Raw genomic sequence first — 26,189 nt, 5'->3', positions numbered from 1 at the left:
TCTACTATACGTTCATTCAAAATATTTGTCTAATATATAAATTATATGTTATTAATATATTAGACATATTAATCGAAAGTGAAAAGGGTGTCCAAAAATGGAATTACGGCATTTGCAATATTTTGTTGTTGTGGCAGAAGAGTTACACTTTGGACGGGCGGCTGCTCGTTTACAAATGACACAACCACCACTTAGTCAACAAATACAGCAATTAGAAAAAGAAATGGGAGTTACATTATTTTCAAGAACGAAAAGAAAGGTTGAACTAACAGAAGCAGGAGAAATGTTTTTAAAAGAAGTAAAAAAGGCGTTTGAACAAATTGAAAAAGCAGTAGAAGTTGCACAAAGTGCGCAAAGGGGAGAAGTAGGATCACTTTCAATTGGTTTTGTAGGTGCGGCGATATATGATATTTTACCATCAATTGTTAGGGAATATAGAAAGAAATTTCCGAGAGTGTCTGTTGCATTACATGAATTGTCAACACCAGATCAAGTTCATGCACTTCATGATAACCGTATCGATATTGGCTTTTTACGTCCACCAATTCCAACACAATTATTAGAATTAGAGCCAATTCAAAGGTTATCTTGCACCTTATGTTTACCAAAGGCACATCCACTTGCAGAGAAAGATGAAATACATATAGAAGATTTACGAGATGAGCCGTTTGTATTTATTACGAGACCAGTATGGCCAGCTTTGTATGATACAATTTTATCTCTTTGCAGAGAAGTTGGATTTAGTCCGCGTATTGTACAAGAAGCAACAGAGTATCAAACAGTTATGGGGCTTGTAGCAGCAGGGATTGGAATTACAGTAATACCCGTGTCGGCAAATAAGTTATATAAAACAGAAGTTGTATATAAAGAGTTATATGATTCTAATTTTGTTGCAGAAATGTCAGTGGCTTACAAAAAAATGAATAGTAATCCAGAGCTGCTAGAGTTTTTAAAAATTGCCAGAGAGAAGAAAAGAATAGAAGTAGAAGATGAGCAATAGTAGTAACAGAATATGGATTTAATTCAAATCCATAAAAGTACACCTTATTAAACAATAAAGCGGAAATGCAACTTAAGTTGCATTTCCGCTTTATTGTTCTTTTTTTAGCTCGATACTAAATAGATAAACGTGTTCATTTTCTTTTAAGAGTAGATCAATACCTGTTTCTTCATCAATGGTAGGAACGCTTACAGTTTCTTTACTGGTTTGGATTACAGCAGCTAAAGTTGTTTTTTGATTGTATTTTAAATTTTTTATAGATTGGATTGTAGTAGTTGCAGAGCTATTTACGCTTGGTGGCGCTTCTTCAGGAACAAGTGTTGAACCACCTTCAATATTCAGATACCACTGCCTTTTTTCTTGTATATCTTTATCGAATTGGAAATGTGGTGGTAAAAAAGAAAGCTTTACTTTCTTTTTTGAAAAATGTGAGGTAGCTATATTAGCAATTTCTTTTGTTTTTTTACCATTGTTATAATAATCAATTGTAGCATTTATTTCATCTTTATCATTTTTAAGCGTAATGTTATAAAACATGCTATTTCCTTCTTGAAAAGGAGTCATTTGTAAAATAGAAGCTTGCTCTTTTGTTAATTTGTATGGCTCAACAATGGCAACTTCATTGTTTTTTAGTGGGCTACAACTTGTGAGTAATAATAAAGACAAGATTGATAGTAATTTTATACGCATGCAATCTCCTCCTTTTTACAATTATATTCTAAATGTGATTTTTTTATCATTTCGTTTTCTAGGACTAAAGACTTAGAAGAAATTCCGATCGTAGTGCGATGTTTAAAATGTCATATTTTTATACACTAGTAGTATAGAATGCGTATGTAATAAGGTAGGGGAAGAATTTTATGTCTTTATGTCGGCTAGCGAGAAAAAATATTAGAACATTTGCTACCAAAAGGATGAAGCAATTTATTTGGATTGCTATGAGTACTATGATTTTGTTTTTTATGATATCGTTACAATTTAATGAAGGAGCCATTTGGAAAGTAGGGGATACATTTGTATTTCAAATGTATTTTTACACGCTGTTTATTGTACTAATTTTCATATGTATTTTTACTACATATCAAATGATGTACTCCCTTTTGCATGTGAGGAGAGAGGAGTTTACATCTTATGTAGCAGAAAATATGAAAAGAAAAGAAGTGCTATGTTTATTATTTCAGGAGCAATTATTCATTTATGGAGCAGCATTTGTTTTCGGATTAATTAATGGGATGCTATTTTTAAAATTATTTACGGTTATCTTTATGAAAATCGCAGGGATACAAGGAGTAAATAGTGCGCCAATTACAATATATGCAGTTGTAATTATTAGTATAATTATGATGGCTGTCGTTTTAATATCGATGATGCAATGTTATCGATTTGTTCGAAGTTTAAAAGATGAAAATTTGCTGTGGTTTAAAGAAAGGGCATGAGAAATCATGCTTTTTTCTATTTTACACATAAAAATAATCATGTTACAGTGAAAAGACCTGACAAAGAATGGGAAGGAAAGGTTGTATAGAATGACGAATGAACAATCAATTGTAAAAGTTGAGCGATTAACGAAGCGAATCGGCTCAAAGACACTTGTACAAAATATTAGTTTTGAAGTGAAAAAAGGCGAGGTTGTCGGTTTACTCGGACCAAACGGTGCTGGAAAAACGACTTTAATGAGAATGATGGTTGGTATGATCCGTATGACAGAAGGTGAAGTCTGGATTGATGGTCAATCTGTGAAACAGCAATTCGAAAAAACCGCTGCGAAAATTGGAGCGGTAATTGAGACACCTGAATTTTATCCTTTTTTGAGCGGCTATGAAAATTTAACATATTTCGGACGAATGAATGGTAATGTGACCGAAGAACGTATCGATGAAGTAGTTAAATTGTTAGGAATGGGACAAGTAATTAATCGCAAAGTAAAAGCATATTCACTCGGCATGAGACAACGTTTAGGAATAGCTCAGGCGCTTATTCACGATCCAGACGTGTTGATACTAGATGAACCGACAAATGGATTAGACCCTAGTGGAATACATGAAATGAGAATGTACATAAAAAAAATTGCACATGAACAAGGAAAAGCTGTACTTGTATCAAGTCACTTACTTTCAGAAGTTGAATTAATGTGTGACAGAGTTATCATTATTCAGCACGGGGAATATGTGGCTACGCAAAATATTCAGCATAGCCAAAGCGAAGAGATGGAGACGATCCGTATACGTGTAGATGATGCGAATAAAGCAGCAGAAATATTAGGGCATGATGTTTTAGTAAAAGATAATGAATTACTTATTAATGTAAAAGATGAAGAAATCCCAAATGTTATTCGTATATTGCTTGAGAAAAATATTCAAGTGTATCGTGTATATGAAGAAAGAAAAACGTTAGAAGAGCAATTTTTAGAATTAACAGGGGGAAAAGATATTGTTTAATTTAGTATATAACGAACTGTATAAAATATTTAAGCGGAAGCGAACGATTATTCCATTTGCAGTTATTGCAGTATTAATAATCGGATTAGGATGGGTTACGGTAAAGTATTTTGAACCGGAAACAAAAGGATGGAAAGTAGATTATACAGAACGTACTGTAGAAATTGAGAAAAAGCTTGGCATGAAAAAAGAAGCTATTTTAGCAGAAAAATCAGGGGATGAGCTTGTAAAAGAATACCAGCTTAAGATGAAGCATTTAGATACGGATACAGCACCGGCAAGCAGTTCCCCACTTTCTTTCATGAGAGATACAGGTTTTATCGTATTTCCAATTTTGCTCCCATTTATCCTCGTGTATGCAAGTACAATTTTTGCGAATGAATATAGCTGGGGAACATATAAGTTTTTAACAATCCGTCCGGCGAGTCGATTTAAAATTTTAACAGCAAAGTTTTTAGCAATCGTTATATTTGCAGCTTTATTGTTTATATTTAATATGATTTTCTCCGCTTTATGTGGACTTGTTATTTATAAATTCCAACAGCCTGCATGGAGTGAGTTTATTTTCCAAGATGGAAATATAATAAAACAAAATATTTTTGTAGAAGCAAGTAAATATTATGTTTTATCGTGGTTACCAACGGTTGTGTATGCATCGTTTGCATTTATGATTTCTGTGTTAACGAGATCTAGTGGAGGTGCAATTGGTATTTCACTATTCCTTGCTTTATCAGGCAATATTGCGTTATTAGCAGCCACTAGATATAACTGGGCGAAATATTTATTGCCAGCAAATACAGATTTATATAGTATTTCAAAGAATGGAAGTTTTATTGATGGAGTAACATTCCCGTTTGCATCATGTATGTTACTACTTTATTTGTTTGTATTTTTATGTATTTCATATACTGTGTTTTTAAAACGCGATTTAACTTAATTAGAAAAGCCGTTCAGAGTGCTGAGATGCACTTTGAACGGCTTTTTTTTATGAGAATTGTTTAAGTGCTCTTTCGGCTAGTAAAGCAAAGTATTCTGCACTTATAGGCAGTGCCTCTTCATTAATTGTAAAAGCAGGATGATGCCATTCATGTGTACCGCTCGTTCCCATAAAGACGAATGAACCTGGTATTTCCTGTTGGTAAAATGAAAAATCTTCTCCAGCCATTGACGGATTAGGCGAGATGATATTAAGATTCATCTTTGTGGCAACTTGAGTAGATAAGTCTGTAAGAGCTTTATCGTTGTGAACAGCAGGAGGACCTGAAAAAAAACGGAATTCCGTTTTTACACCTAATGCATCAGACACACCTTGAATAATACGCTCCATGAGTGCTGGAATCTTTTCACGTGTTTCAGCTTGGAACGTGCGAATAGTTCCTTCTAACGTAGCTTTTTCAGGAATCACGTTCCACGTATTTCCCGCATGAATATTTGTAACACTAACAACTGCATTATGAGATGAACTTATATTTCGGCTTACAATTGTTTGCAGTGCCATCACAATTTGAGAGGATGCGACAATAGGATCTACGCCAGCATCTGGTACAGCCGCGTGTGTACCAACTCCGTGAATTTCAATTTCAAATCGATCAACTCCGGCCATCAGTGGACCATCTTTAATGCCAATTGTACCTACTGATAAATCAGGTTTATTATGCATGCCGAAAATCGCTTGCACATTACGTAAATGTCCAGCATTAATAACTTTGCAAGCGCCATTACTACTTTCTTCAGCTGGTTGGAATATGAAGCGAACCGTTCCATTTAGGGAAGATTCTCTTTCTTTTAATAAGAAAGCAGTACCTAAAATAGCAGCTGTATGAAAATCGTGTCCACAAGCATGCATTTTCCCTGGTACTTTAGATGCATAGGACAAATGTGTTTCTTCTTGAATAGGAAGGGCATCAATATCAGCACGAACTGCTACAATTGGTCCGTTTTTATTACCAGACACTTCAGCGATAATTCCTGTTTCTAAATTGGAATCAATGATAGTAATGTTTTTTTCTTCTAACCAATTTTTTATTGCTTTTGTTGTTTTAAACTCTTCATATGATAGTTCTGGATACTCATGTAAATGTCGACGGATGGAAATAAGTTTTTCTTTTAGTTGATTTGAAATAGATACCATGTAGTATGCCTTCTTTCTTCAGCAAAATCTTTACTATAAGTATACAACAATAAAAGAGAGGATTTTCAAATGAAAATCCTCTCTCGTTCATGCTGCTATTTTTTTATGCGTATGATGTTTACGATAACGTCCGCGTCCACGCATTGCGTATGCAATTTGCGGGATTGCAATCCCGATTAAAATAAGTGATACACCGAACCATTGTGAAGATAGTACAGCCTCTTTTAAAACGAATACTGACATAATTGTTGTAACCGGTAGTTCCGCTGCACCAAGAATAGTCGCTAAGCCAGAACCGATTTTTGGAATCCCGATTGTAAAGGCAATAGATGGAATTACGATACTAAATGTTCCTAATCCTAAACCGTATTTCCAAAGACCTTGAGAAATGGCACCATTAAAAATAAATGTTGGTGGAAATACAATCATGACTAAAGTTAAAGCACCAGTCATTAAGAGAACACCGCGCGGTAATGAAGGTACTTCAACAGCAACTTTTCCGCTCACGAAAATGTATGTTGCGAATGTAACAGCAGATAATAAACCTAAAATGATTCCAGTCGTATCGAAAGCACCTGCTGATTGTTCTAGTAAACCACTGGATAAAAATGTCCCTACAAGTAAGAAAATAACAGAAATAACTTTTTCTCTTGAAGGTAATGTTTTTGTTGCGACTGCTTCAATGATAATTCCGACCCAAACGAATTGGAATAAAAGAATAATTGCAATAGAAGCTGGTACAGTTTTTAATGAAGCATAATAAAAAATTCCGGTAAAACTTGCAGATGTTCCTGCAACGAATAAAAGTAATGCTTGCTTTAAAGGAACGCGATGTCTAGAAAATAGAAGTGTAATAGCAAGCAAAATAATCCAACCGAACAAATATTGGCTGCCAATTACTTCTCCAAGTGAAAATCCTTCTGCATATGCAAGCTTAACAAAAATAGCTAAAATTCCATAACTACACGCTCCTAATAAAACTAAAAGAGAATAACGAAGCATGAAAAATTCCTCCCATCTATATGAAGTTGTTCCGTATCGAAAATATATAACTAGAGGGAAGTATACAAAATTAGAAATAAAGGGTCAAATGAAAGAAAAGTATGACATTTTATAGAATAATAATAAAAGTATGATATTTATGCATAATCTTGAAATTATTAATAGTAGAAGTATTATAAAATCAACTTTGCATTGTATAGAGACAGCATTTGAAAAAAAAATTTTTTAAACCAATATGTAAATAGGCGTACTAGTAGCGTGCTAATTATTTGAGAAACTATGTTACCTTTGTTATGTTAATAACAATTAAAGGAGTTTCATAATCCATTTGAGTTTTTTCTATATAATAGAAGGAAATGAAAACGTTTTATTAGAAACTGTGGGGAAGTGTGGTTTTTCTTATTGCCACGTTGTAAAAGTGATTTCACGAATTGTTCATAGTATTTTTATGTGTTTTTGTTACAATATTTAGGGAGAGGAGTGGAATGATGCAAGATATTAGTATTTTTTTAGCGTTTGGCGCCGGGTTCTTATCATTTATTTCCCCATGTTGCTTACCGCTTTATCCGGCATTTTTATCGTACATAACAGGTATGTCGGTTTCTGAATTGAAAGAAGAAAATGCAATGCTTCGCAAAAGAAGTATGATACATACAGCGTTTTTCTTACTTGGATTTTCAATTATATTTATTGCAATTGGATTTGGTACAAGTTTTATTGGAGGAATCTTTACTGACTATAAAGATTTAATCAGACAGTTAGGTGGTATCTTTATCATCGTGTTCGGCTTAATTATTGTCGGGGTGTTTAAGCCGAAATTTTTAATGCAAGACCGTAAATTTACATTTAAAAATCGTCCAAGTGGCTATTTTGGATCAGTACTAATTGGATTAGCCTTTGCAGCAGGATGGACGCCATGTACCGGACCAATTCTAGTGTCCGTAATTGGATTAGCAGCAACAAACCCAGAATCTGCAATGATTTACATGATTGCTTACATACTTGGATTTGCTATCCCGTTTTTCGTACTGTCATTCTTTATTACGAAAATGTCTTGGATTAAAAGAAATAGTATGGCCTTCATGAAAATCGGAGGATATATTATGATTGTTATGGGTGTCTTCTTATACTTTAACTGGATGACGAAAATTATCGTATATTTCTCAAGTTTATTTGGTGGTTTTACCGGTTTTTAGTATTATTCTGCGAAAATGTTGGAAATACTAACGGAAAAGCATATAATGAAAGTATATTTTGCATATAGCCACAAAAAAGGATGAGAAAATATGAACATAGTTGTTTTATCCAGTATCGTTGCTGTTTGTATGGCTGTCGGTGCGATGTTTATTCGTTTAAAAGCAGCTAAGAAACCTGCAACATTGAAAAAAATTATACTTCCACCATTTTTTATGAGTACGGGCGCATTGATGTATGTTTTTCCTGAATTTCGATTAACTCCAGCAGAAATGTTAGAAGCAATTGGTGTCGGTTTGATTTTCTCTATTTTTCTTATTAAAACATCTAAATTTGAAATTAGAGGACAAGAGATTTATTTGAAGCGTTCAAAAGCCTTTGTTTTTATATTAATTGGATTACTTGTAGTGCGGATTGTATTTAAAACATACTTAAGCCAATCTCTTGATTTAGGACAACTTAGTGGCATGTTCTTCTTACTTGCGTTTGCGATGATTGTGTCATGGAGAATTGCAATGTATCGTTCCTTTACGAAATTACAGAAGGAAATGGAAAAAGAAGATGGGTTTTATAATGAAAAAGATATGAAGCTAACTTAAAAACTGTATATGTACCAAATAAAAAGACAGCGTCAAAGGCGCTGTCTTTTTTATCGAAAATAATATGAAGTTACTTTGCGAGTAAAGATTGATAGTTAGAATAATCAATCTTTTTTTCTTGTAGTTTTTTAATTAAAAATTTATGATCACGCTTTGGTGTGGCAATGATATATCCTTTAATAATTAAGTCTTGTGTAATTTGAGAGGCATTTTCTTGTAATGCAAGTTCCCCAATTTTGCCAGCGATTTTTGATTTTGCAACATCGCGAAATAGTTCTGGAACAGGACTTACAAGCTCTTCTAACAATTGTTTTTGTTCGTCAGCCCATAAATGTCTCGTTTTATTTATGTAGTGTTCTTCCCAATCCAAAATGGACATGCCGTCTTCTTTTGGTAATCGTTTTAAAAATTTTCTGAACATAAAGTATCCACCGATAGACATAAGTCCTAATAAAATAACCGTCCATAATACAATGAACCAACTGAACCATCCTTCGAGCAAGCATATCCCCCCTTAATGATTACGGTTTTCTTTTATTCATATTATATACAGTGAGATTAATAGAAAGCAAGAACGCTTGGTCATTTTGACCAAGCGTTATAGTTTAAACGAAGTATAGTTGTTCAACACATAAATTATTATTATCGTCTTCAACATACTCAATAATAAGTGTGCCAACTTTACGATCTTTATCTTCAGTTGTGAAAATAGAGTAAGAAGTAAAACGTGTTTTTGATAGGCCGCTTATATGTGTAGGTAAAGAAATGTAGTCGTTATCGCGGAAGAATTCCATCAGTTCAATATCCTCAAATTCTTTTCGGTCAACTTGTTTGTTTGTATAGCGGCGTTGAAGTTGTTTTAAAGATTCATTCCAAGAAATTGCTTTTGTGTCGTATACCATTGTTCTATCTCCTTACTGTATGTAATTATTAAGAACATACGTTCCAATCTAGTATACTCTTTTTATTAGAAAAGGGAAAGCAAAAAATAATGTAAGCTTGGATTTCCAAGCTTACATTATTGATGCGTCCGTCATAATCTCTATTTTTCATTATAAGTTAGATAAGAATAAGAAACAAGATGATATATATAATGTTGAGAGTTTTCAAATTTCTGTATATTATAGGTGTACTAAAGTGTAAGGGAATGAGAGGCATGGCATACGTAATTTCACTGCAAGGGCCGATGGCAAGCGGAAAAACAACATTGGCTAAAAGATTAGAAGAGAGAGGATATTCGGTTATATATGAAAATCCTTATCCAATTGTAGAAAAGCGAAAGCAATTAAATTTGGATGTGAATTCAAAAGAAGGGTTTATCATAAATCAAAAAATGTTTATCGAAGTAAAAATAAAGGAGTTTCAAAATGTGAAAGATTCAGTTGTTATTTTTGATCGTGGACCTGAAGATATTGAATTTTATACACTTTTTTATCCAATGATTATAGGGAAAGAGTGGGATATAGAAACTGGATTGAAAGATGAATTATATAAATTAAGAGAATGTCGTTCAGATGCTATTTTTTATTTAGATGTGACGAAAAAGAATGTATATGATAGAAAAAATAACGATAGGACAAGAAAACGAAGTACATTTGATGAGCAATTTAAATTAGTAGAAACGGAAAAAGATTGGTATAGACAATTTCCTGTAACTTATTTGGACACGAATAGATTAACAGTGGACGAATTAGAGGCATATTTTATGAGATGGTTGAAGGAGAAAGCGTTATGAAAAAAATACTTTTATTCGTATATCCAACATTTGCGGAGTTTGAAATAACGGTAGCTACAGCATTGCTGAAAAAGAAATATGACATCATTACAGTAGGTTTAACTAAGGAATTGGTTATAAGTGAAACTGGGTTGCAAGTGCAGCCGCATATAGAAGTAAGTGAAGTACGTGTAGATGAGTATGAGGGGATACTTATTCCAGGTGGAGAAGAAGTACAGTTAAAAGATGCAAAAACTCTTTTTTCAATCATTCGTCAATTTCATGAACAAGAAAAATTAGTGGCGGCAATTTGCGCTGGACCGTATGCGCTAGCAAAAGCAGGCTTATTTAAGGGGATTTCTTATACTGCGACCATAGATTATCAAAAATTCGATTGTTTTCCAGTAAAAAATTTTGTGTATGAAGAAGTTGTGAAACATTCAAATATTATTACAGCACAGGGGCATGCATTTGTAGCATTTGGAATAGTGATTGCCTCTTATTTTGGAGTGGCAGACGAACATAATACAAATTTTTATTGTGGTAAAGGCAATGTAGTAATGGAGAAACTTTTACGAGAAAACGTGTAAAAGCTAGCAAATGCTAGCTTTTTTCTTTTTTACACCGATAAATTACTAACGTTTTTGGATCGCGCCATATACCGTTATGGAGAGATAATTCCTTGTTGATTTCTTCTGTTAGCCATTCTTTCATCTCGGCTTGAAGATACATATTATCGGGTATATTTAGCGATGGAAACATGCTAGAAATATAGTTTACTATTGGGGTAGCATGATGAAAAACGAGCGCATTATGAATAACTGTTTCTTCAACAGTTGGAAAAACGGATTGTAATATCTCTTTACCGTTTTCTAAACAAAATGGAGTGACTGATGATGTTGTTTTCGGTAAATCAAATGCGTCTAACATGCGGTTACACATTTCAATTATACGAGGTAGTGTAACGTTAGAATTTGTTGTAGCTAAAAGTGAGCCGCCGGGACGAATTACTTTATGTAATCCTTGAATTGTTGTTTCAACGTCTTTCACATGGTATAACATATGTCTTGCAATTATTAGGTCATAACAATTTGTTTCAAAAGGAAGTTTATTAGTATCCCCTCGTTTCCATTCTATTAAGTTATTCGTCTTAGCAGCTTGAGCAAGCATAGCTTCGGATTGATCCAACCCGGTTAATGGGCCTTTATGACCATTTGTTTGTAAAAGGGAAAGGAATTTTCCACTAGCGCACCCAACCTCTAATATGCTTTCTTCCCCTTGAAGTTGTAAATGTTCAATAACGATTTCATCTAAATTCACTTGTTTTTCTTCGTAATGTTTATGCGTATCGATACGTGTTTGTAAATTGTTACTGACGCTATATTGCCGTTTTACATCATTCATTTTTTCACATTCCACCTTCGTGCAAAATTGCTGAATCGCATGTGTTAATACGTCGGTTTTCTTTAAACCTTCATATTGAAGTGCAGATTCAAACCTTTCAAGTAATTTTTCTTCAATTCGAAAATGAATATCTTTTCGCTTCGTCATTGAAATATCGCCCCTTTGCATCTGTTAGTGAGACTATAGCATGTCTGAAAAATTTGTGTAAATCATTTGTGTACACAAATGGAGGAGATGAAAAAAATGTTTGAATGTGAGTTTAAACTATTGACGATTTAACCGTTTTCATATATTCTTAAATTAAGAAATATTCAAATAATTAAAAGAAATGAGAGAGTCACATGCTTCTTCAAGGAACACATCGAATTGGTCGTATGGCCATGTTGTTGGCACTTGCGGATGAGAATGAAAGCCCTGTATTATCTATTCCAAAAGGTTGGAAGTATTGTACGGGGAAAGTGGGTTCGATGAATTCGCAAAAAGTTGTAGCAGCAATGGAAACAGCGGCTAAGAGCAACCAAGTTATTGAAACAGATGTTTACAGAGAAACACATGCACTTTATCATGCAATTATGGAAGCATTGTACGGAGTGACGAGAGGTCAAATTCAGTTAGCAGACGTTCTTCGTACAGTAGGACTTCGATTTGCGATTGTGCGCGGTAGACCATACGACGGAAAAAAAGAAGGCGAATGGGTTGCTGTTGCGCTATATGGAACGATTGGTGCACCTGTAAAAGGATCTGAGCATGAGGCGATTGGTTTAGGAATTAATCACATATGATTTGCCCATAGTCTATTAGTTAGAAGGGGGCCTTACTTTTTTAGGACAGAAGTCTGTCTTAAAAAGATAAGGTCCCCTTTTGCCTTTTTAAGGAGGAAAAAAAGAATGATTACGTTAACAGGACACACATTGACAATTGAAGAAATGAAGAGATTGTTACTTGAAGGGGAAGGTGTAACAGCCTGTCCAACTAGTATGCAAAAGGTGGCGGAGTGCCGCGAAGTTGTTGAGAAAATTGTCGAGGACGGAAAAGTCGTTTATGGTATTACAACTGGATTTGGAAAGTTCAGTGATGTGCTTATTCAAAAAGATGATGTAAAGGCACTTCAACACAATTTAATTCAGTCACATGCATGCGGTATAGGCGATCCATTCCCTGAAGAAGTATCACGCGGTATGTTAATTTTACGAGCGAACACGATGCTTAAAGGAGTATCTGGTGTTAGACCGCTTGTTGTAAATATGCTTCTTGAGTTTGTAAATCGTAAAATTCACCCAGTTGTCCCGCAACAAGGTTCACTTGGTGCAAGTGGAGATTTAGCACCTTTATCTCATCTCGCTCTCGTATTATTAGGCGAAGGTGAAGTGTTCTATAAAGGGAAACGCGTTCATGCAATGGTTGCTCTTACAGAAGAAGGGCTTGAGCCAATTGAACTTGAAGCGAAAGAAGGCCTTGCGTTAATTAATGGTACGCAGGCGATGACAGCACAAGGAGTTCTTTCTTATATAGAGGCAGAAGCAACGGCGTATCAAGCTGAACTAATTGCTTCGATGACAATTGAAGGGTTACAAGGCATTATTGATGCATTTGATGAAAATGTTCATAAAGCACGTGGTTATAAAGAGCAAGTAGATGTAGCAAGTAGAATTCGTGACATTCTTCATGATAGTAAGTTAACAACAAAACAAGGAGAACTACGTGTACAGGATGCCTATTCACTTCGCTGTATCCCGCAAGTACACGGTGCTTCTTGGCAAGTTTTGAATTATGTGAAAGAAAAATTAGAAATTGAAATGAATGCAGCAACGGATAATCCGCTAATCTTTGATGGCGGAGAAAAAGTAATTTCGGGCGGGAATTTCCATGGTCAACCGATTGCGTTTGCGATGGACTTCTTAAAAGTAGGAATGGCGGAACTTGCAAATATTTCGGAGCGTCGTATTGAGCGTTTAGTAAATCCGCAATTAAATGATTTACCTCCATTTTTAAGTCCAGAACCAGGACTTCAGTCTGGTGCAATGATTATGCAGTATGCAGCAGCATCACTTGTTTCTGAGAATAAAACGTTAGCACATCCAGCGAGTGTAGATTCAATCCCGTCGTCAGCTAACCAAGAAGATCATGTAAGTATGGGAACAATTGCTTCACGCCATGCACATCAAATTATTCAAAATGCAAGACGTGTTCTTTCAATTGAGATGATTTGTGCAATGCAAGCAGCAGAATATCGTGGTATTGAAAACATGAGTACAGTGACGAAGAGCTTCTACCATCAAGGTCGTCAGCAAGTACCTTCTATTACAAATGACCGTATATTCTCAACGGATATTGAAAATATTGCGCATTGGTTAAAAACGAATTATTCGATAAAAGAAAGATTAGATGTAAACGCAGCACTATAAAATGAGAAAAGGGAGAGATTGAAATGGAAAAAGTACAACAAACAATTCGCGCGCCAAGAGGTACAGAGTTACAAACGAAAGGGTGGGTGCAAGAAGCTGCACTTCGTATGTTAATGAACAATTTAGATCCTGAAGTTGCTGAAAAACCAGAAGAATTAGTTGTATATGGCGGAATTGGCCGTGCAGCTCGTAACTGGGAAAGCTACAATGCAATTGTAGATTCATTAAAAACGTTAGAAAGCGATGAAACGTTACTTGTTCAATCAGGAAAACCAGTTGCCATTTTTAAATCACATGAAGATGCACCGCGCGTTCTGTTAGCGAACTCAAACTTAGTACCAAAATGGGCGAATTGGGATCACTTCCGAGAACTAGAGAAAAAAGGACTTATGATGTACGGACAAATGACAGCTGGTAGCTGGATTTACATTGGAACACAAGGGATTCTACAAGGAACATATGAAACATTTGGTGAGGCAGCTCGTCAACATTTCGATGGTTCATTAAAAGGTACATTAACACTTACTGCTGGTTTAGGTGGTATGGGTGGTGCACAACCTCTTGCTGTAACGATGAATGGCGGTGTTGTCATTGCTATTGATGTAGATAAGCGCAGCATCGATCGTCGTATTGAAAAGAGATATTGTGATAAGTATACAGAATCATTAGAAGAAGCATTGGCTATTGCAAACGAGTATAAAGAGAAGAAAGAGCCTATTTCAATTGGATTATTAGGTAATGCAGCAGAAATTTTACCTGAGTTAGTAAATCGTAATATTATCCCTGACTTAGTTACGGACCAAACATCTGCTCATGATCCATTAAACGGTTATATTCCAGTAGGTTATACGTTAGAAGAGGCAGCGAAACTTCGTGAAGAAGACCCAGAACGTTACGTACAATTATCAAAAGAAAGTATGACAAAGCACGTAGAAGCAATGCTTGCGATGCAAGAAAAAGGCGCAATTACATTTGATTATGGAAATAACATTCGCCAAGTTGCTTTCGATGAAGGTTTGAAAAATGCTTTCGATTTCCCAGGATTTGTTCCAGCATTTATTCGTCCATTATTCTGTGAAGGAAAAGGACCATTCCGCTGGGTAGCTCTTTCTGGTGATCCAGAAGATATTTATAAAACAGATGAAGTAATTTTACGAGAATTCGCTGACAATGAGCATTTATGTAACTGGATTCGTATGGCGCGTCAACAAGTGGAGTTCCAAGGGCTTCCATCACGTATTTGTTGGCTAGGTTACGGTGAGCGTGCGAAGTTTGGCCGCATCATTAATGAAATGGTGGCAAATGGTGAATTATCAGCACCGATCGTTATTGGTCGTGACCATTTAGATTGCGGTTCAGTAGCATCTCCAAACCGTGAAACAGAAGCGATGAAAGACGGTAGTGATGCAGTAGCAGACTGGCCAATTTTAAATGCATTAATTAATAGTGTAAACGGTGCGAGTTGGGTATCTGTTCACCACGGTGGCGGCGTTGGTATGGGTTATTCACTTCACGCTGGAATGGTTATTGTTGCAGATGGAACAGAAGCAGCAGCAAAACGTATTGAGCGCGTATTAACTTCTGACCCTGGTATGGGTGTTGTTCGTCACGTTGATGCAGGATATGACTTAGCAGTGGAAACTGCGAAAGAAAAAGGCGTTAACATTCCAATGATGAAATAAGGGGGAGAAAACATGCTGGACACTTTACTAATAAATATCGGTCAATTACTAACAATGGATCAAGAAGATGGCTTGTTAAGGCGGGAAGCGATGAACACGCTTCCTGTTATCGAAAACGGTGTGGTTGGAATTGAAAATGATGTAATCACTTTCGTTGGAACAGCGGAAGAAGCGAAAGGACTTCAGGCGAAAGAAGTTATTGATTGCGGCGGGAAAATGGTTTCTCCTGGTCTTGTTGATCCGCATACTCATCTTGTATTTGGTGGATCTCGCGAAAATGAAATCGCACTAAAATTACAAGGAGTTCCGTACTTAGAAATTTTAGAACAAGGCGGAGGTATTCTTTCAACTGTAAATGCAACGAAACAGGCGTCGAAGGAAGAACTTGTTCAAAAAGCGAAATTCCATTTAGACCGTATGCTATCTTTCGGAGTTACTACTGTAGAAGCGAAGAGCGGTTACGGATTAGATGATGAGACGGAATGGAAACAATTAGAGGCAACAGCACAATTACAAAAAGAGCATCCGATCGATTTAGTTTCCACATTTTTAGGTGCTCATGCAGTTCCGAAAGAATATAAAGGTAGATCGAAAGAATTTTTACAATGGATGTTAGACTTATTGCCAGAAATGAAAGAGAAGCAATTAGCGGAGTTCGTTGATATTTTCTGTGAAACAGGTGTGTTCTCTGTCGAAGAATCAAAAGAGTTTTTATTAAAAGCGAAAGAGCTTGGCTTTGATGTGAAAATTCATGCGGATGAAATAGACCCTCTTGGTGGTGCGGAAGCAGCGGCAGAAATTGGTGCAGCATCAGCGGACCATTTAGTTGGCGCTTCTGATAAAGGGATTGAAATGCTTGCAAACTCGAATACAGTAGCAACATTATTACCAGGAACAACTTTCTATTTAAATAAAGAAAGCTTTGCTCGTGGTCGTAAAATGATTGATGAAGGTGTTGCAGTTGCGTTAGCTACAGACTTTAACCCAGGTAGCTGTCCAACTGAAAATATTCAGCTTATTATGAGCATTGCGATGCTAAAACTGAAAATGACACCAGAAGAAGTGTGGAATGCCGTAACGGTTAACTCATCATATGCCATTAACCGTGGTGATGTAGCTGGGAAAATTAGAGTTGGTCGTAAGGCAGATTTAGTTTTATGGGATGCTTATAATTATGCTTACGTACCGTATCATTACGGCGTAAGTCATGTGAATACAGTATGGAAGAATGGTAATATTGCATATACAAGAGGTGAACAATCGTGGAGCACGGCCACTATTTAAAGAAGAATGCAAAGTTTATTGATCGTGAAGTGACAAAATGGAGTGAGATGATTAAAGATTGGGAGGAAGGCGTAGAAATATTCGGTGCTGCCTTAATTGGAGCACCCCTTTCTAAGCCATCTATTAGTCATTCAGGAGCAAGTTTTGCTCCAAAAACAATTCGTGCGATGTTAGATGCATATAGTACGTACGCAATTACAGAAGAACACGATATGAAAGAAAGTGTCTTATATGATTGCGGCGATATCACGATGCATGTGACGGATATAAAAGAAAGTCATAACCGAATTGCGAAAACAGTTGGTCATGTAACGAAAGTAAATCCGAACATGGTACCAATCGTTCTTGGTGGTGACCACTCGATTAGTTTTCCGAGTATAACAGGCTTTACAAACAGTAAAGGAAAGGTCGGGATTATTCAATTTGATGCTCATCATGATTTACGTAATTTAGATGATGGAGGCCCGTCAAATGGTACACCATTCCGTAGTTTATTAGAAAATGATGTCATTACAGGGAAACAACTTGTTCAAATTGGAATTCGTAATTTTTCTAACGCACGTGCGTACCATGAATATGCAATAGAGCATGGCGTAACAGTGTATACAATGAAAGACGTACGAGAGCGAGAAATAAAAGATATTATCACGGAAAGTATTGAAGTATTAAGAAAACAAGGTGTGACTTCTATTTATATTTCTCTTGATATGGATGTACTAGACCAAGCGTTTGCACCAGGTTGTCCAGCAATTGGGCCTGGTGGAATGGATAGTACGACTTTACTAGATGCGATTGAATTCCTTGGTAAAGAACCGCTCGTTCAAGGAATGGATATAGTAGAGATTGATCCAACTCTTGATTTTAGGGATATGACGAGCCGAGTAGCTGCGCAAGTAATTATGAGTTTTCTTTTAGCGAGGGAAACAATTAGTAAGCGGGTTAGTATATAGACGGAAAAGTAGATCTTTATCTATGCATTATCAAAAACACATTACTACTCAAAAGTAGTGATGTGTTTTTATGTTAAAAGAGAATGAATGTGTATGGAACCGTTAATAAAATTGCGGGTTGTTATAGTGTATTGTGTAAATTTAATTTCTTGCTTCTGAAGTGTTGACTTGTAAAATAATTTTATGATAAAATAAAATTTTTGCTAAAAAACTAAAAGTATGTTAAGCTTGAGAAGGTTACCATATATGGAGGTGGATTATTTGTTTCAAATTGGCGATAACATTGTTTATCCAATGCAGGGAGCAGGTATAATTAAAGCCATAGAAGAGAAGGAAATCTCAGGAGAAAAACAACAGTATTATGTTATAAAAATGTCGGCTAGTAATATGGAACTAATGATTCCAGCAGGGAGAATATCGAATTCGAATATACGACCAGTTACGGATATAACCGCATTAGTACACATAATGGATATTTTTCAACATGGGGAGTCAGATAGATTACTTACGTGGAAACAAAGGTATAAATTGAACACTGATAAAATAAAGACGGGTAAAATGCAAGAAGGTGCTGAAGTTGTGCGTGATTTAATGCGTATACAGAAAGAAAAAGCACTTAATGCAAGCGAAAAGAAGATGTTAGATAACGCATATGAATTTTTGATTAGTGAGCTGGGATTAATTGAAGGTATCACAGAAAATCAGATAAAAAGCTTTTGTTAAGGTTCATTACAAATAATGTATTATATCCCAAAAAAGATCTTGAATTTTTTGGGAACATAATTATAGAAAATTTATCATTTCAAAGACATTCAACTCTTTCACACCACTTTTAGAGCATTACCTCTATTGTTATTACTACAATCAAATCCATTTTTATTTTTTAATTTCATTTATGAATGTTCGAAGTTTAATTGAATACTTCGATAAAATAGTTACTTGATTTTTGCAATCCTGATTCACACTGGCACGGACGAGGAGCCGTAAGGATGAAAGAGAGGTAGGGCTTTCATTGTTTTAGGTATATAAGTTATTATTTTTAGAAGAATACTGAACCATATTCACTTCTATTGATAAGGTATTTTTTATATTAAAGAGATAAATGAATTGACAACCATATATGTTCAACAAAAAAGGTTTCCTTCTAAGGAAACCTTTTTAATATTATTTATAGCATTTTATTTTTTTTATATTCGAATTTTTTATTGTAAAGTCGTAAAAATTGACGTTACTATCTAAAAGTAAGTATGATGCGATTATAGTAAGATTTTTTAGGGGGAAGAAAGATGACAAGTTCAAGTAATAAAGCAGCGAGTATTTATGAAGGAACAAATGTAAACGCTGGGGGATCTTTTGAAAACGTTGAAGAAACAAAGTTGTTTGATCCAATTCAAATTGGAGCTTGGTCTCTTCGTAATCGTATAGCAATGGCACCAATGACAAGATGCTTTGCAGATAATGAGACTGGAGCAGTGGGTGCTGATGTAGTGGAATACTATAGAAAGCGTGCTGCTGACGGAGTTGGATTAATTATTACAGAAGGAATTGTCATTAGTCCAAGAGCGAAAGGGAATCCAGGAGTACCAGGAATTTATACACAAGAACAAATCGATTCTTGGAAACCTGTTACAGAGGCAGTACATAAAGAAGGCGGGACGATTATTGCTCAAATATGGCATGTTGGGCGTATGAGTCATCATGAAATAATTGGTGGCCAAATGCCGCAAGCACCATCTGCTATCGCTGCAGAGGGAAATGTTCCACGTTTTCGTAAACCGTTTGATACGCCAGAAGCAATGACGTTAGAAGAAATACAAGAAGTGATTGGTCAATACGCACAAGCTGCGAAAAATGCAATCGAAGCTGGATTTGATGGAATAGAAATTCACGGTGCACACGGATATTTAATTGATCAATTTACGTATGACTCTGCGAATAAGCGAACAGATAAATATGGCGGTAATTTAAAACAAAGGTTAACGTTTATGAAAGAAGTAACGGCTGCTGTAATAGAAGCTGTTGGAGCTAATAAAACACTTCTTCGCTTCTCTGCTTTCAAAGGTGATAATCCTACTTATATGTGGGAAAATCCTGAGCTTGCAATTGAAACGTTCGTAAATATGTTCAAAGAAGTTGGATTAACGATGATCCATCCTTCAACGATGAATTATACGCAAGAAATTGCTGACGGAAAGAATTTTCATCAACTAGTAAGAAAATATTGGGATGGTACAATTGTTGGGGTTGGTAATTTAAATCCGAAAGAGGCCGAAAAAGCGTTGCAAGAAGGAACGATTGATGTAGTGGCATTCGGCAGACCGTTAATTGCTAATCCAGACTTTGTTCATCGAATTAAACATGCTGAAAGTTTAGTTGAATATGACGCGAAAGAGCATCTTGTTACGTTAGTATGAATAAAGATAAAAGGAGAACACATCGAGTGTTCTCCTTTTATTATGGGATTTTATAGGGGGAAGCGGGATGAGTGAAACGCTACTCGTTATTATTAGTATATTACTATTTTTAATGTTGCTTTTAATCGTCTTTTTTATCATTACATTTTTTATAAAAAAACGAACACATCATTCTATTTTAAAGTTACATCCATACTTAGGAAGAATGCGCTACTTACTGGAAAAGATAGGGCCTGAATTTCGACAATATTGGTTTGATCATGATACGGATGGAAAGCCTTTCTCACGTTATGATTTTCAAAGTGTTATGTTTTTAGCGAAATATCGCTCTGAAATACTTGGTTTTGGATCAAAACGAGATTTTGAAGCTTCTGGCTATTATATTGCTAATACATTATTTCCGATATTGACTGAGGAATTAAGTGTGAATCTCACGCAAGAGCGAGAAGGTAAAAAGTACGTGATTCATAAAGAAGGGTTATTTTCAAGAAGAGAAAAATTGACAGCGGATACAACGAATCTTTGGCTGTACGAAGAAGATGATGCAATTATAGTCGGTGAGAACCGTAAATATCCGTGGAAGCTACATGGTATGTTTGGTGCATCTGCGACTTCTTACGGCGCGATTGGAGAAAATTATATTTTAGCGAGTGGTTTTGGAGCAAAAATGGCAGGCGGATCGTGGATTAATACTGGTGAAGGTGGCGTTATTCCAGAACATTTACATACAGGAGCAAATATCCTTGCGCAAATTGGTCCAGGGTTATTTGGATACCGCGATGAGGACGGTAATTTTTCAATGGGAAAATTCAGGGAGAAAGCAAAAGAAAGTAATATTAGAGCATTCGAATTGAAATTTGGGCAAGGTGCTAAAATACGTGGTGGTCATCTAGAGGGACAAAAAGTAAATGAGAAAATTGCTTCTGTTCGCAACGTCAGAAAGGGAGAGACGATTAATTCACCGAATCGATTTTCATTTTTAAAGAATGCAACGGATACACTTTGTTTTATTCAACAGTTGCAAGAAAGCGGCGGTAAACCAGTTGGAATGAAAATTGTAATTGGTCAGCAGGAGCCTTTGGAAGATTTATTTAAAACGATGAAAGAGTTAAATATCTATCCAGATTTCATTACAATTGATGGTTCAGAAGGTGGATCAGGAGCGACGTATAAATCGATGGCAGATAGTATGGGAATGCCGCTTATTCCAGCGTTACTGACATGTATTGATACAGCGAATCATTATGGTGTTCGGGACAAATTCAAAGTGTTTGCATCGGGGAAATTAATCACACCAGATAAAGTGGCGATTGCTTTAGCGATTGGAGCGGATGCTGTAAGTTCAGCCCGCGGATTTATGATGGCAAGCGGCTGTATTATGGCCCTTCAATGTAATTCTGGCCAATGTCCATCTGGTGTAGCCACGACGAATCCGCATTATCAAAAAGCGTTAGATCCGTATGAGAAGAAGTGGCGAGTCATGAATTATATTATTAGTATGAGATATAGTTTATTTTCATTAGCAGCGGCAGCGGGAGTGAAGAGCCCGCGCCATTTAACTAGAGAGCATATTGTGTTTAAAGACGAGATGGGGAGAGTAGTTCCTCTTTCGGAATTGTTTCCTATAGTAAATCAAATCTAAAAGTATATTTGATATGTAAGATTTTTCAGAGGAATAATCATATTGTTTGGAAAAATTAGGAGTATAATAGGGAAGTGTTTTTAAAAATGACTATTTTTAGGGAGAGATTCACTTGCAGCAAGGTTCGTACAGTATTACAATTTTTTTACTCGTCATAGGGCTCGTTATATTTAGACGCATGCGTTCTATGAATCGACCAATTAAAAATAAAGGAAGACGATTACTATTGCCATTATTCTTCTTATTACCAGGTTTTTCTTTATATGCTGCACCGATACAACTTGTTGGTTGGCAAATTGGTATAGCTGCTGGGATCGGTCTGTTATTGTCAATTCCACTTATTATTTTAAGTGGGTATGAAGTTAGAGAAGATGGCCAAATTTATGCGAAAAAAAGTATCGCTTTTATTGCTACATTTTTAGTTATCGTTCTTTTACGTGCTTATTTTAGAAGACATTTACAAGGTTTAGATCCAAAGTCAATTGGCATTCTTTTCTACACTCTTGCGGTTTGTTATATAGTACCCTGGCGTATTGGATGCTATATGAAATTTCGTAAAGTATATGTAGAGAAAGAGAAAATTGAGATGTCAATAAGCTAAAAGTCATACATTTGTATGGCTTTTTCTTTTAAAATTTATCGGGTAAACGAATGAAAATAAGGTGTGAAAAAAACATCGTTTAATTTTCTGAATATTTTTACTTAAATTTCTTGAAAAATCATTGTAATCCACTGGGATAAAGGCGTTTATAAAGGTTTTCACATGTAATGAAAAGTGCTCGTTCACTTGAAAGAACAAAAAATGTTTGTTAAGGTAGGGAACCATAAGCGAATACAAGAAAATAGAAAAAGTCATTTTTCGAAATTTTGAATGGCTTATGGGCTAAGGGAGAGATTTGGTGAAGATTGAAATTATGGTTTCGCTTGCTATTTATATGGCAGGTATGTTGTATATCGGATATTGGTCTTATAAGAAGACATCCGATTTATCAGATTATATGTTAGGCGGAAGAGGACTCGGTCCAGCAGTTACAGCTTTATCAGCTGGTGCTTCTGACATGAGTGGTTGGATGCTAATGGGATTACCTGGTGCGATGTATGCAACAGGATTATCAAGTGTATGGATTGCGATAGGTTTATTAATAGGTGCTTATGCAAACTATTTAATCATTGCCCCGCGTTTACGAACGTATACAGAAGTGGCAAATGATTCAATTACGATTCCAGACTTTTTAGAAAATCGGTTTAAAGATCGTACGAAAATACTTCGTTTTGTCTCCGCTATCGTCATTTTAGTATTTTTCACATTTTATGCGTCGGCTGGTTTAGTTTCAGGTGGACGTTTGTTTGAAAATTCTTTTAACCTTGATTATAAAATTGGTTTATTTGTAACAGTGGGTGTCGTTGTTGCGTATACACTATTTGGTGGTTTTCTAGCCGTAAGTTGGACGGACTTTGTGCAAGGGTGTATTATGTTTATTGCGCTTGTACTAGTGCCAATTGTTGCTTTTACGGATGTCGGTGGTGTAACAGAAACATTCAATACGATTAAGCAAGTTGATGCATCACATTTAGATATGTTTAAAGGGACTACAATACTTGGTATTATTTCATTTTTAGCATGGGGTCTTGGGTATTTTGGTCAACCACATATTATTGTCCGCTTTATGGCAATTACCTCTATTAAAGATTTAAAAACTTCTCGTAGAATCGGTATCGGTTGGATGACGATTTCAATTATAGGTGCAATGCTTACTGGTCTAATTGGTATCGCTTATTATGCTAAAAATAATGCGACATTACAAGATCCAGAAATGGTCTTTGTAACATTCTCAAATATTTTATTCCATCCATACATTACAGGATTTTTATTATCAGCTATTTTGGCTTCGATTATGAGTAGTATTTCCTCACAATTACTTGTTATTTCAAGTGCAGTAACGGAAGACTTTTATAAAACATTTTTCCGTCGTAACGCAAGTGACAGAGAACTTGTATTTATCGGTAGATTATCAGTATTAGTAGTAGCTATGATCGCAGTTGTTTTAGCGTATCATCCAAGTGATACAATTTTAACACTTGTAGGTTATGCCTGGGCTGGATTCGGTTCAGCATTCGGACCAGCTATTTTATTAAGTTTATATTGGAAAAGGACGAATAAGTGGGGCGTTCTTGCAGGTATGATTGTTGGTGCAGTAGTTGTTATAGCATGGGTACAAATTCCAAGTTTAAAAGCGACTATGTATGAAATGGTACCTGGATTCTTCTGTAGTTTATTAACTGTTATCGTTGTAAGTTTATTAACGAAAGAACCCGTTAAGGCAGTTCATCGTGAATTTAATGAGATGGAAGCAGTGCTGGAAGAGGAAACGAAATAATTAGCGAAGAGAGTAAACGAAACTGGCGTTTACTCTCTTTTTATTTAAAATGAAAATACGGAATCCGTTGACAACTAAAAGTAAGCAACTTATAATAAATTTTAGTTCAAGATAATTTATGTTACGAATACAGATTTTAAATAGAGTAAATATTTTTTGAGAATTATCTCGAATTTGAGATGATTTTGATAAAGTAGACATTCAAGTGTGATATTATAATTAATATCTCGAATTCGAGATAAGATTATAATGACGGATTTTACTTTTCAGTATGGACAAAATGAATAATGAATTTTAATGAATAAAAGTTTTTAAAATGAAATAAAAAGGGGCGGAGAAAATGACAAAGAAAACGATGGGAATTCACCACATTACAGCAATCGTAGGACATCCACAAGAAAATGTAGATTTTTATGCTGGTGTATTGGGGTTACGTTTAGTGAAACAAACAGTGAATTTTGATGATCCAGGTACGTACCATCTTTATTTTGGAAATGAAGGAGGAAAGCCTGGAACAATTATTACGTTTTTCCCATGGGCAGGTGCTCGTCAAGGTATTATTGGAGATGGTCAAGTAGGAATTACGTCTTACGTTGTACCAAAAGGTGCAATGGAGTTTTGGGAAAATAGATTAGAAAAATTCGATGTTTCGTATACAAAAATGACTCGTTTTGGAGAACAGTATTTAGAATTTGATGATCCGCATGGTTTGCATATAGAATTAGTTGAAAGAGAAGAAGGCGAATTAAATAATTGGAGTTTTGGAGAAGTTACACCAGAAGTAGCAATTAAAGGGTTTGGAGGTGCTGTTCTTTTATCTGCACAGCCTCAAAAAACAGCTGAATTGTTAGAACATATTATGGGTCTTGAGAAAATTGGAGAAGAGGGTGAATTTGTTCGATTCCGTTCTTCTGCTGACATTGGAAATATTATTGATTTGAAATTATCAACAATCGGTCGTGGCCAAATGGGCGTTGGCACAGTTCATCATATTGCTTGGAGAGCGAGTGACGATGCAGATCAGCTAGACTGGAAAGAGCATATGACTCGTTTTGGATATCACGTAACTCCTGTACAAGACCGAAATTATTTTAACGCGATTTATTTTAGAGAACATGGTGAAATCTTATTTGAAATTGCAACAGATCCTCCTGGTTTCGCTCATGATGAATCGTTAGAGACGATGGGTGAGGAATTAAAGTTACCGGAACAATATGAACAACATAGAAAACAGATTGAACAAACGCTTTTACCATTTGAAGTGAGAAATTTAGATTAAAGTGATTGAAGGGGGAAAAGGATTATGATGAAACATGTTTTTCAAAAAGGAAAAGATACGTCAAAACCAGTGTTGTTATTACTTCATGGCACAGGTGGTAATGAATTAGATTTACTATCACTTGCAGAAATAGTTGATCCGGAAGCGTCGGTATTAAGCGTTAGGGGAAATGTGTTAGAGAATGGGATGCCGCGTTTCTTCCGCCGATTAGCAGAAGGCATTTTTGATGAAGAGGATTTAATTTTCCGTACGAAGGAATTAAATGAATTTTTAGATGAAGCGGCTAAAGAATATAAATTCGATAGAAATAACATTGTAGCTATCGGTTATTCGAATGGGGCAAATATCGCAGCAAGCTTATTATTCCATTACGAAAATGCATTGAAAGGTGCTGTGCTTCATCACCCAATGGTACCAAGAAGAGGAATGCAATTAGCAAATTTAGCAGGGAAATCTGTGTTTATTGCTGCTGGGACAAATGACCCAATTTGTTCATCAGCAGAGTCCGAGGAATTGAAGGTACTATTAGAAAATGCAAACGCGAATGTAACAATACATTGGGAAAATCGAGGGCATCAATTAACGATGGGTGAAGTAGAAAAAGCAAAAGAGTGGTATGACAAAGCATTTTAAAAAAGAAGCATCTGCTAACGATTAGCAGATGCTTCTTTTT

General features: G+C 35.6%; 27 protein-coding genes. 21 read left to right on the top strand and 6 right to left on the bottom strand.

Annotated features, from left to right (window positions below):
• The first annotated feature begins 97 nt into the window (after positions 1-97).
• A complete protein-coding gene (gene alsR, locus ACYFX0_RS02890; protein WP_000423235.1) occupies positions 98-1,000 on the top strand; it encodes an acetoin biosynthesis transcriptional regulator AlsR in 903 nt (300 codons plus the stop codon).
• A 90-nt stretch (positions 1,001-1,090) separates the two neighbouring features.
• Here alsR and ACYFX0_RS02885 read toward each other — a convergent pair whose 3' ends face one another.
• Positions 1,091-1,690 carry a histidine kinase gene (locus ACYFX0_RS02885; protein ID WP_106081781.1) on the bottom strand — a complete coding sequence of 200 codons (600 nt, stop codon included), beginning with the start codon at positions 1,688-1,690 and terminating at the stop codon, positions 1,091-1,093.
• A gap of 170 nt (positions 1,691-1,860) precedes the next feature.
• Here ACYFX0_RS02885 and ACYFX0_RS02880 point away from each other — a divergent pair, with 170 nt between their 5' ends.
• From ACYFX0_RS02880 to ACYFX0_RS02870, 3 genes are all read left to right on the top strand, one after another.
• Entirely contained in the window at positions 1,861-2,436 is a 576-nt protein-coding gene (locus ACYFX0_RS02880; protein ID WP_106081780.1) for an FtsX-like permease family protein, read from the top strand.
• Positions 2,437-2,526: 90 nt separating this feature from the next.
• Positions 2,527-3,438 (top strand): ABC transporter ATP-binding protein, encoded by a 912-nt coding sequence (locus ACYFX0_RS02875; RefSeq protein WP_142398758.1) that lies wholly within the window; start codon positions 2,527-2,529, stop codon positions 3,436-3,438.
• Positions 3,431-4,375 carry an ABC transporter permease gene (locus ACYFX0_RS02870; protein WP_000482759.1) on the top strand — a complete coding sequence of 315 codons (945 nt, stop codon included), beginning with the start codon at positions 3,431-3,433 and terminating at the stop codon, positions 4,373-4,375. Before ACYFX0_RS02875 ends, ACYFX0_RS02870 begins: the two co-directional genes overlap by 8 nt.
• A gap of 48 nt (positions 4,376-4,423) precedes the next feature.
• Here the strand turns inward: ACYFX0_RS02870 and ACYFX0_RS02865 are convergent, their stop codons facing one another.
• The gene (locus ACYFX0_RS02865) at positions 4,424-5,569 is read right to left on the bottom strand and encodes a M20 peptidase aminoacylase family protein (RefSeq protein ID WP_106081778.1); all 1,146 of its coding nucleotides are present in this window, start codon (positions 5,567-5,569) and stop codon (positions 4,424-4,426) included.
• Positions 5,570-5,656: 87 nt separating this feature from the next.
• The gene (locus ACYFX0_RS02860; protein WP_000947042.1) at positions 5,657-6,571 is read right to left on the bottom strand and encodes an EamA family transporter; all 915 of its coding nucleotides are present in this window, start codon (positions 6,569-6,571) and stop codon (positions 5,657-5,659) included.
• Positions 6,572-6,893: 322 nt separating this feature from the next.
• Between ACYFX0_RS02860 and ACYFX0_RS02855 the strand changes: the two genes are divergently transcribed.
• From ACYFX0_RS02855 to ACYFX0_RS02845, 3 genes are all read left to right on the top strand, one after another.
• Positions 6,894-7,043, top strand: a complete 150-nt coding sequence (locus ACYFX0_RS02855; RefSeq protein WP_074790237.1) for a peptidase T — start codon at positions 6,894-6,896, stop codon at positions 7,041-7,043.
• A gap of 16 nt (positions 7,044-7,059) precedes the next feature.
• Positions 7,060-7,767: a cytochrome c-type biogenesis protein CcdA gene (gene ccdA, locus ACYFX0_RS02850; protein ID WP_001152674.1), complete on the top strand. Its 708-nt coding sequence runs from the start codon at positions 7,060-7,062 to the stop codon at positions 7,765-7,767.
• Between the two features lie 90 nt (positions 7,768-7,857).
• A complete protein-coding gene (locus tag ACYFX0_RS02845; protein WP_001028640.1) occupies positions 7,858-8,364 on the top strand; it encodes a CcdC family protein in 507 nt (168 codons plus the stop codon).
• A gap of 70 nt (positions 8,365-8,434) precedes the next feature.
• On the opposite strand, the gene ACYFX0_RS02840 is transcribed toward ACYFX0_RS02845, so the two are convergent.
• Both ACYFX0_RS02840 and ACYFX0_RS02835 read right to left on the bottom strand, forming a co-directional pair.
• Positions 8,435-8,866 (bottom strand): DUF2621 domain-containing protein, encoded by a 432-nt coding sequence (locus ACYFX0_RS02840; protein ID WP_000889371.1) that lies wholly within the window; start codon positions 8,864-8,866, stop codon positions 8,435-8,437.
• A 103-nt stretch (positions 8,867-8,969) separates the two neighbouring features.
• Positions 8,970-9,266: a hypothetical protein gene (locus ACYFX0_RS02835; RefSeq protein WP_000262400.1), complete on the bottom strand. Its 297-nt coding sequence runs from the start codon at positions 9,264-9,266 to the stop codon at positions 8,970-8,972.
• Positions 9,267-9,520: 254 nt separating this feature from the next.
• On the opposite strand from ACYFX0_RS02835, the gene ACYFX0_RS02830 reads away from it, so the two are divergent.
• Together ACYFX0_RS02830 and ACYFX0_RS02825 are read left to right on the top strand one after the other, a co-directional pair.
• Positions 9,521-10,099 carry an AAA family ATPase gene (locus ACYFX0_RS02830; RefSeq protein WP_000332115.1) on the top strand — a complete coding sequence of 193 codons (579 nt, stop codon included), beginning with the start codon at positions 9,521-9,523 and terminating at the stop codon, positions 10,097-10,099.
• Positions 10,096-10,668 (top strand): DJ-1/PfpI family protein, encoded by a 573-nt coding sequence (locus ACYFX0_RS02825; RefSeq protein ID WP_000722190.1) that lies wholly within the window; start codon positions 10,096-10,098, stop codon positions 10,666-10,668. Before ACYFX0_RS02830 ends, ACYFX0_RS02825 begins: the two co-directional genes overlap by 4 nt.
• Before the next feature lie 13 nt (positions 10,669-10,681).
• Here ACYFX0_RS02825 and ACYFX0_RS02820 read toward each other — a convergent pair whose 3' ends face one another.
• Positions 10,682-11,629 (bottom strand): class I SAM-dependent methyltransferase, encoded by a 948-nt coding sequence (locus tag ACYFX0_RS02820; protein ID WP_142398757.1) that lies wholly within the window; start codon positions 11,627-11,629, stop codon positions 10,682-10,684.
• Positions 11,630-11,823: 194 nt separating this feature from the next.
• Here ACYFX0_RS02820 and hutP point away from each other — a divergent pair, with 194 nt between their 5' ends.
• From hutP to ACYFX0_RS02760, 12 genes are all read left to right on the top strand, one after another.
• Entirely contained in the window at positions 11,824-12,264 is a 441-nt protein-coding gene (gene hutP, locus ACYFX0_RS02815) for a hut operon transcriptional regulator HutP (protein WP_000926515.1), read from the top strand.
• A 105-nt stretch (positions 12,265-12,369) separates the two neighbouring features.
• Positions 12,370-13,887, top strand: a complete 1,518-nt coding sequence (hutH, locus tag ACYFX0_RS02810; RefSeq protein WP_000631844.1) for a histidine ammonia-lyase — start codon at positions 12,370-12,372, stop codon at positions 13,885-13,887.
• 23 nt (positions 13,888-13,910) lie between these two features.
• Positions 13,911-15,569 carry a urocanate hydratase gene (gene hutU / locus ACYFX0_RS02805; protein WP_000416938.1) on the top strand — a complete coding sequence of 553 codons (1,659 nt, stop codon included), beginning with the start codon at positions 13,911-13,913 and terminating at the stop codon, positions 15,567-15,569.
• A 12-nt stretch (positions 15,570-15,581) separates the two neighbouring features.
• Entirely contained in the window at positions 15,582-16,853 is a 1,272-nt protein-coding gene (hutI, locus tag ACYFX0_RS02800) for an imidazolonepropionase (protein WP_000887549.1), read from the top strand.
• Positions 16,832-17,803 carry a formimidoylglutamase gene (gene hutG / locus ACYFX0_RS02795; protein ID WP_000399844.1) on the top strand — a complete coding sequence of 324 codons (972 nt, stop codon included), beginning with the start codon at positions 16,832-16,834 and terminating at the stop codon, positions 17,801-17,803. The genes hutI and hutG overlap by 22 nt, the downstream gene beginning before the upstream one ends.
• 261 nt (positions 17,804-18,064) lie before the next feature.
• Positions 18,065-18,526 carry a CarD family transcriptional regulator gene (locus tag ACYFX0_RS02790; protein WP_170264802.1) on the top strand — a complete coding sequence of 154 codons (462 nt, stop codon included), beginning with the start codon at positions 18,065-18,067 and terminating at the stop codon, positions 18,524-18,526.
• Between the two features lie 563 nt (positions 18,527-19,089).
• Positions 19,090-20,217, top strand: coding sequence for an alkene reductase (locus tag ACYFX0_RS02785; RefSeq protein WP_086397738.1), 1,128 nt, complete (start codon positions 19,090-19,092; stop codon positions 20,215-20,217).
• Positions 20,218-20,284: 67 nt separating this feature from the next.
• On the top strand, positions 20,285-21,859 hold the full coding sequence (locus ACYFX0_RS02780) for an FMN-binding glutamate synthase family protein (protein WP_000005159.1): 1,575 nt from the start codon (positions 20,285-20,287) through the stop codon (positions 21,857-21,859).
• 112 nt (positions 21,860-21,971) lie between these two features.
• Entirely contained in the window at positions 21,972-22,460 is a 489-nt protein-coding gene (locus ACYFX0_RS02775) for a cytochrome c biogenesis protein CcdC (RefSeq protein WP_001183916.1), read from the top strand.
• A 298-nt stretch (positions 22,461-22,758) separates the two neighbouring features.
• Positions 22,759-24,237, top strand: coding sequence for a sodium/proline symporter PutP (putP, locus tag ACYFX0_RS02770; RefSeq protein WP_000687593.1), 1,479 nt, complete (start codon positions 22,759-22,761; stop codon positions 24,235-24,237).
• Positions 24,238-24,577: 340 nt separating this feature from the next.
• Positions 24,578-25,516 carry a ring-cleaving dioxygenase gene (locus tag ACYFX0_RS02765; protein ID WP_000163260.1) on the top strand — a complete coding sequence of 313 codons (939 nt, stop codon included), beginning with the start codon at positions 24,578-24,580 and terminating at the stop codon, positions 25,514-25,516.
• A gap of 24 nt (positions 25,517-25,540) precedes the next feature.
• The gene (locus tag ACYFX0_RS02760) at positions 25,541-26,149 is read left to right on the top strand and encodes an alpha/beta hydrolase (protein ID WP_000975496.1); all 609 of its coding nucleotides are present in this window, start codon (positions 25,541-25,543) and stop codon (positions 26,147-26,149) included.
• Positions 26,150-26,189 lie beyond the last annotated feature (40 nt).

The sequence above is a fragment of the Bacillus sp. NEAU-Y102 genome, from assembly GCF_054788175.1.
Note: the sequence above shows the minus strand (reverse complement) of the source record. Positions and strands in the feature narration are given on the sequence as shown.

Bases quoted from the DNA above. Each gene is read 5' to 3' on its own strand.
- alsR (WP_000423235.1), top strand. From the start codon at position 98: ATGGAATTACGGCATTTGCAATATTTTGTTGTTGTGGCAGAAGAGTTA.
- ACYFX0_RS02885 (WP_106081781.1), bottom strand. From the start codon at position 1,690: ATGCGTATAAAATTACTATCAATCTTGTCTTTATTATTACTCACAAGT.
- ACYFX0_RS02880 (WP_106081780.1), top strand. From the start codon at position 1,861: ATGTCTTTATGTCGGCTAGCGAGAAAAAATATTAGAACATTTGCTACC.
- ACYFX0_RS02875 (WP_142398758.1), top strand. From the start codon at position 2,527: ATGACGAATGAACAATCAATTGTAAAAGTTGAGCGATTAACGAAGCGA.
- ACYFX0_RS02865 (WP_106081778.1), bottom strand. From the start codon at position 5,569: ATGGTATCTATTTCAAATCAACTAAAAGAAAAACTTATTTCCATCCGT.
- ACYFX0_RS02860 (WP_000947042.1), bottom strand. From the start codon at position 6,571: ATGCTTCGTTATTCTCTTTTAGTTTTATTAGGAGCGTGTAGTTATGGA.
- ccdA (WP_001152674.1), top strand. From the start codon at position 7,060: ATGCAAGATATTAGTATTTTTTTAGCGTTTGGCGCCGGGTTCTTATCA.
- ACYFX0_RS02845 (WP_001028640.1), top strand. From the start codon at position 7,858: ATGAACATAGTTGTTTTATCCAGTATCGTTGCTGTTTGTATGGCTGTC.
- ACYFX0_RS02835 (WP_000262400.1), bottom strand. From the start codon at position 9,266: ATGGTATACGACACAAAAGCAATTTCTTGGAATGAATCTTTAAAACAA.
- ACYFX0_RS02830 (WP_000332115.1), top strand. From the start codon at position 9,521: ATGGCATACGTAATTTCACTGCAAGGGCCGATGGCAAGCGGAAAAACA.
- ACYFX0_RS02825 (WP_000722190.1), top strand. From the start codon at position 10,096: ATGAAAAAAATACTTTTATTCGTATATCCAACATTTGCGGAGTTTGAA.
- ACYFX0_RS02820 (WP_142398757.1), bottom strand. From the start codon at position 11,629: ATGACGAAGCGAAAAGATATTCATTTTCGAATTGAAGAAAAATTACTT.
- hutP (WP_000926515.1), top strand. From the start codon at position 11,824: ATGCTTCTTCAAGGAACACATCGAATTGGTCGTATGGCCATGTTGTTG.
- hutH (WP_000631844.1), top strand. From the start codon at position 12,370: ATGATTACGTTAACAGGACACACATTGACAATTGAAGAAATGAAGAGA.
- hutU (WP_000416938.1), top strand. From the start codon at position 13,911: ATGGAAAAAGTACAACAAACAATTCGCGCGCCAAGAGGTACAGAGTTA.
- hutI (WP_000887549.1), top strand. From the start codon at position 15,582: ATGCTGGACACTTTACTAATAAATATCGGTCAATTACTAACAATGGAT.
- ACYFX0_RS02785 (WP_086397738.1), top strand. From the start codon at position 19,090: ATGACAAGTTCAAGTAATAAAGCAGCGAGTATTTATGAAGGAACAAAT.
- ACYFX0_RS02780 (WP_000005159.1), top strand. From the start codon at position 20,285: ATGAGTGAAACGCTACTCGTTATTATTAGTATATTACTATTTTTAATG.
- ACYFX0_RS02765 (WP_000163260.1), top strand. From the start codon at position 24,578: ATGACAAAGAAAACGATGGGAATTCACCACATTACAGCAATCGTAGGA.
- ACYFX0_RS02760 (WP_000975496.1), top strand. From the start codon at position 25,541: ATGATGAAACATGTTTTTCAAAAAGGAAAAGATACGTCAAAACCAGTG.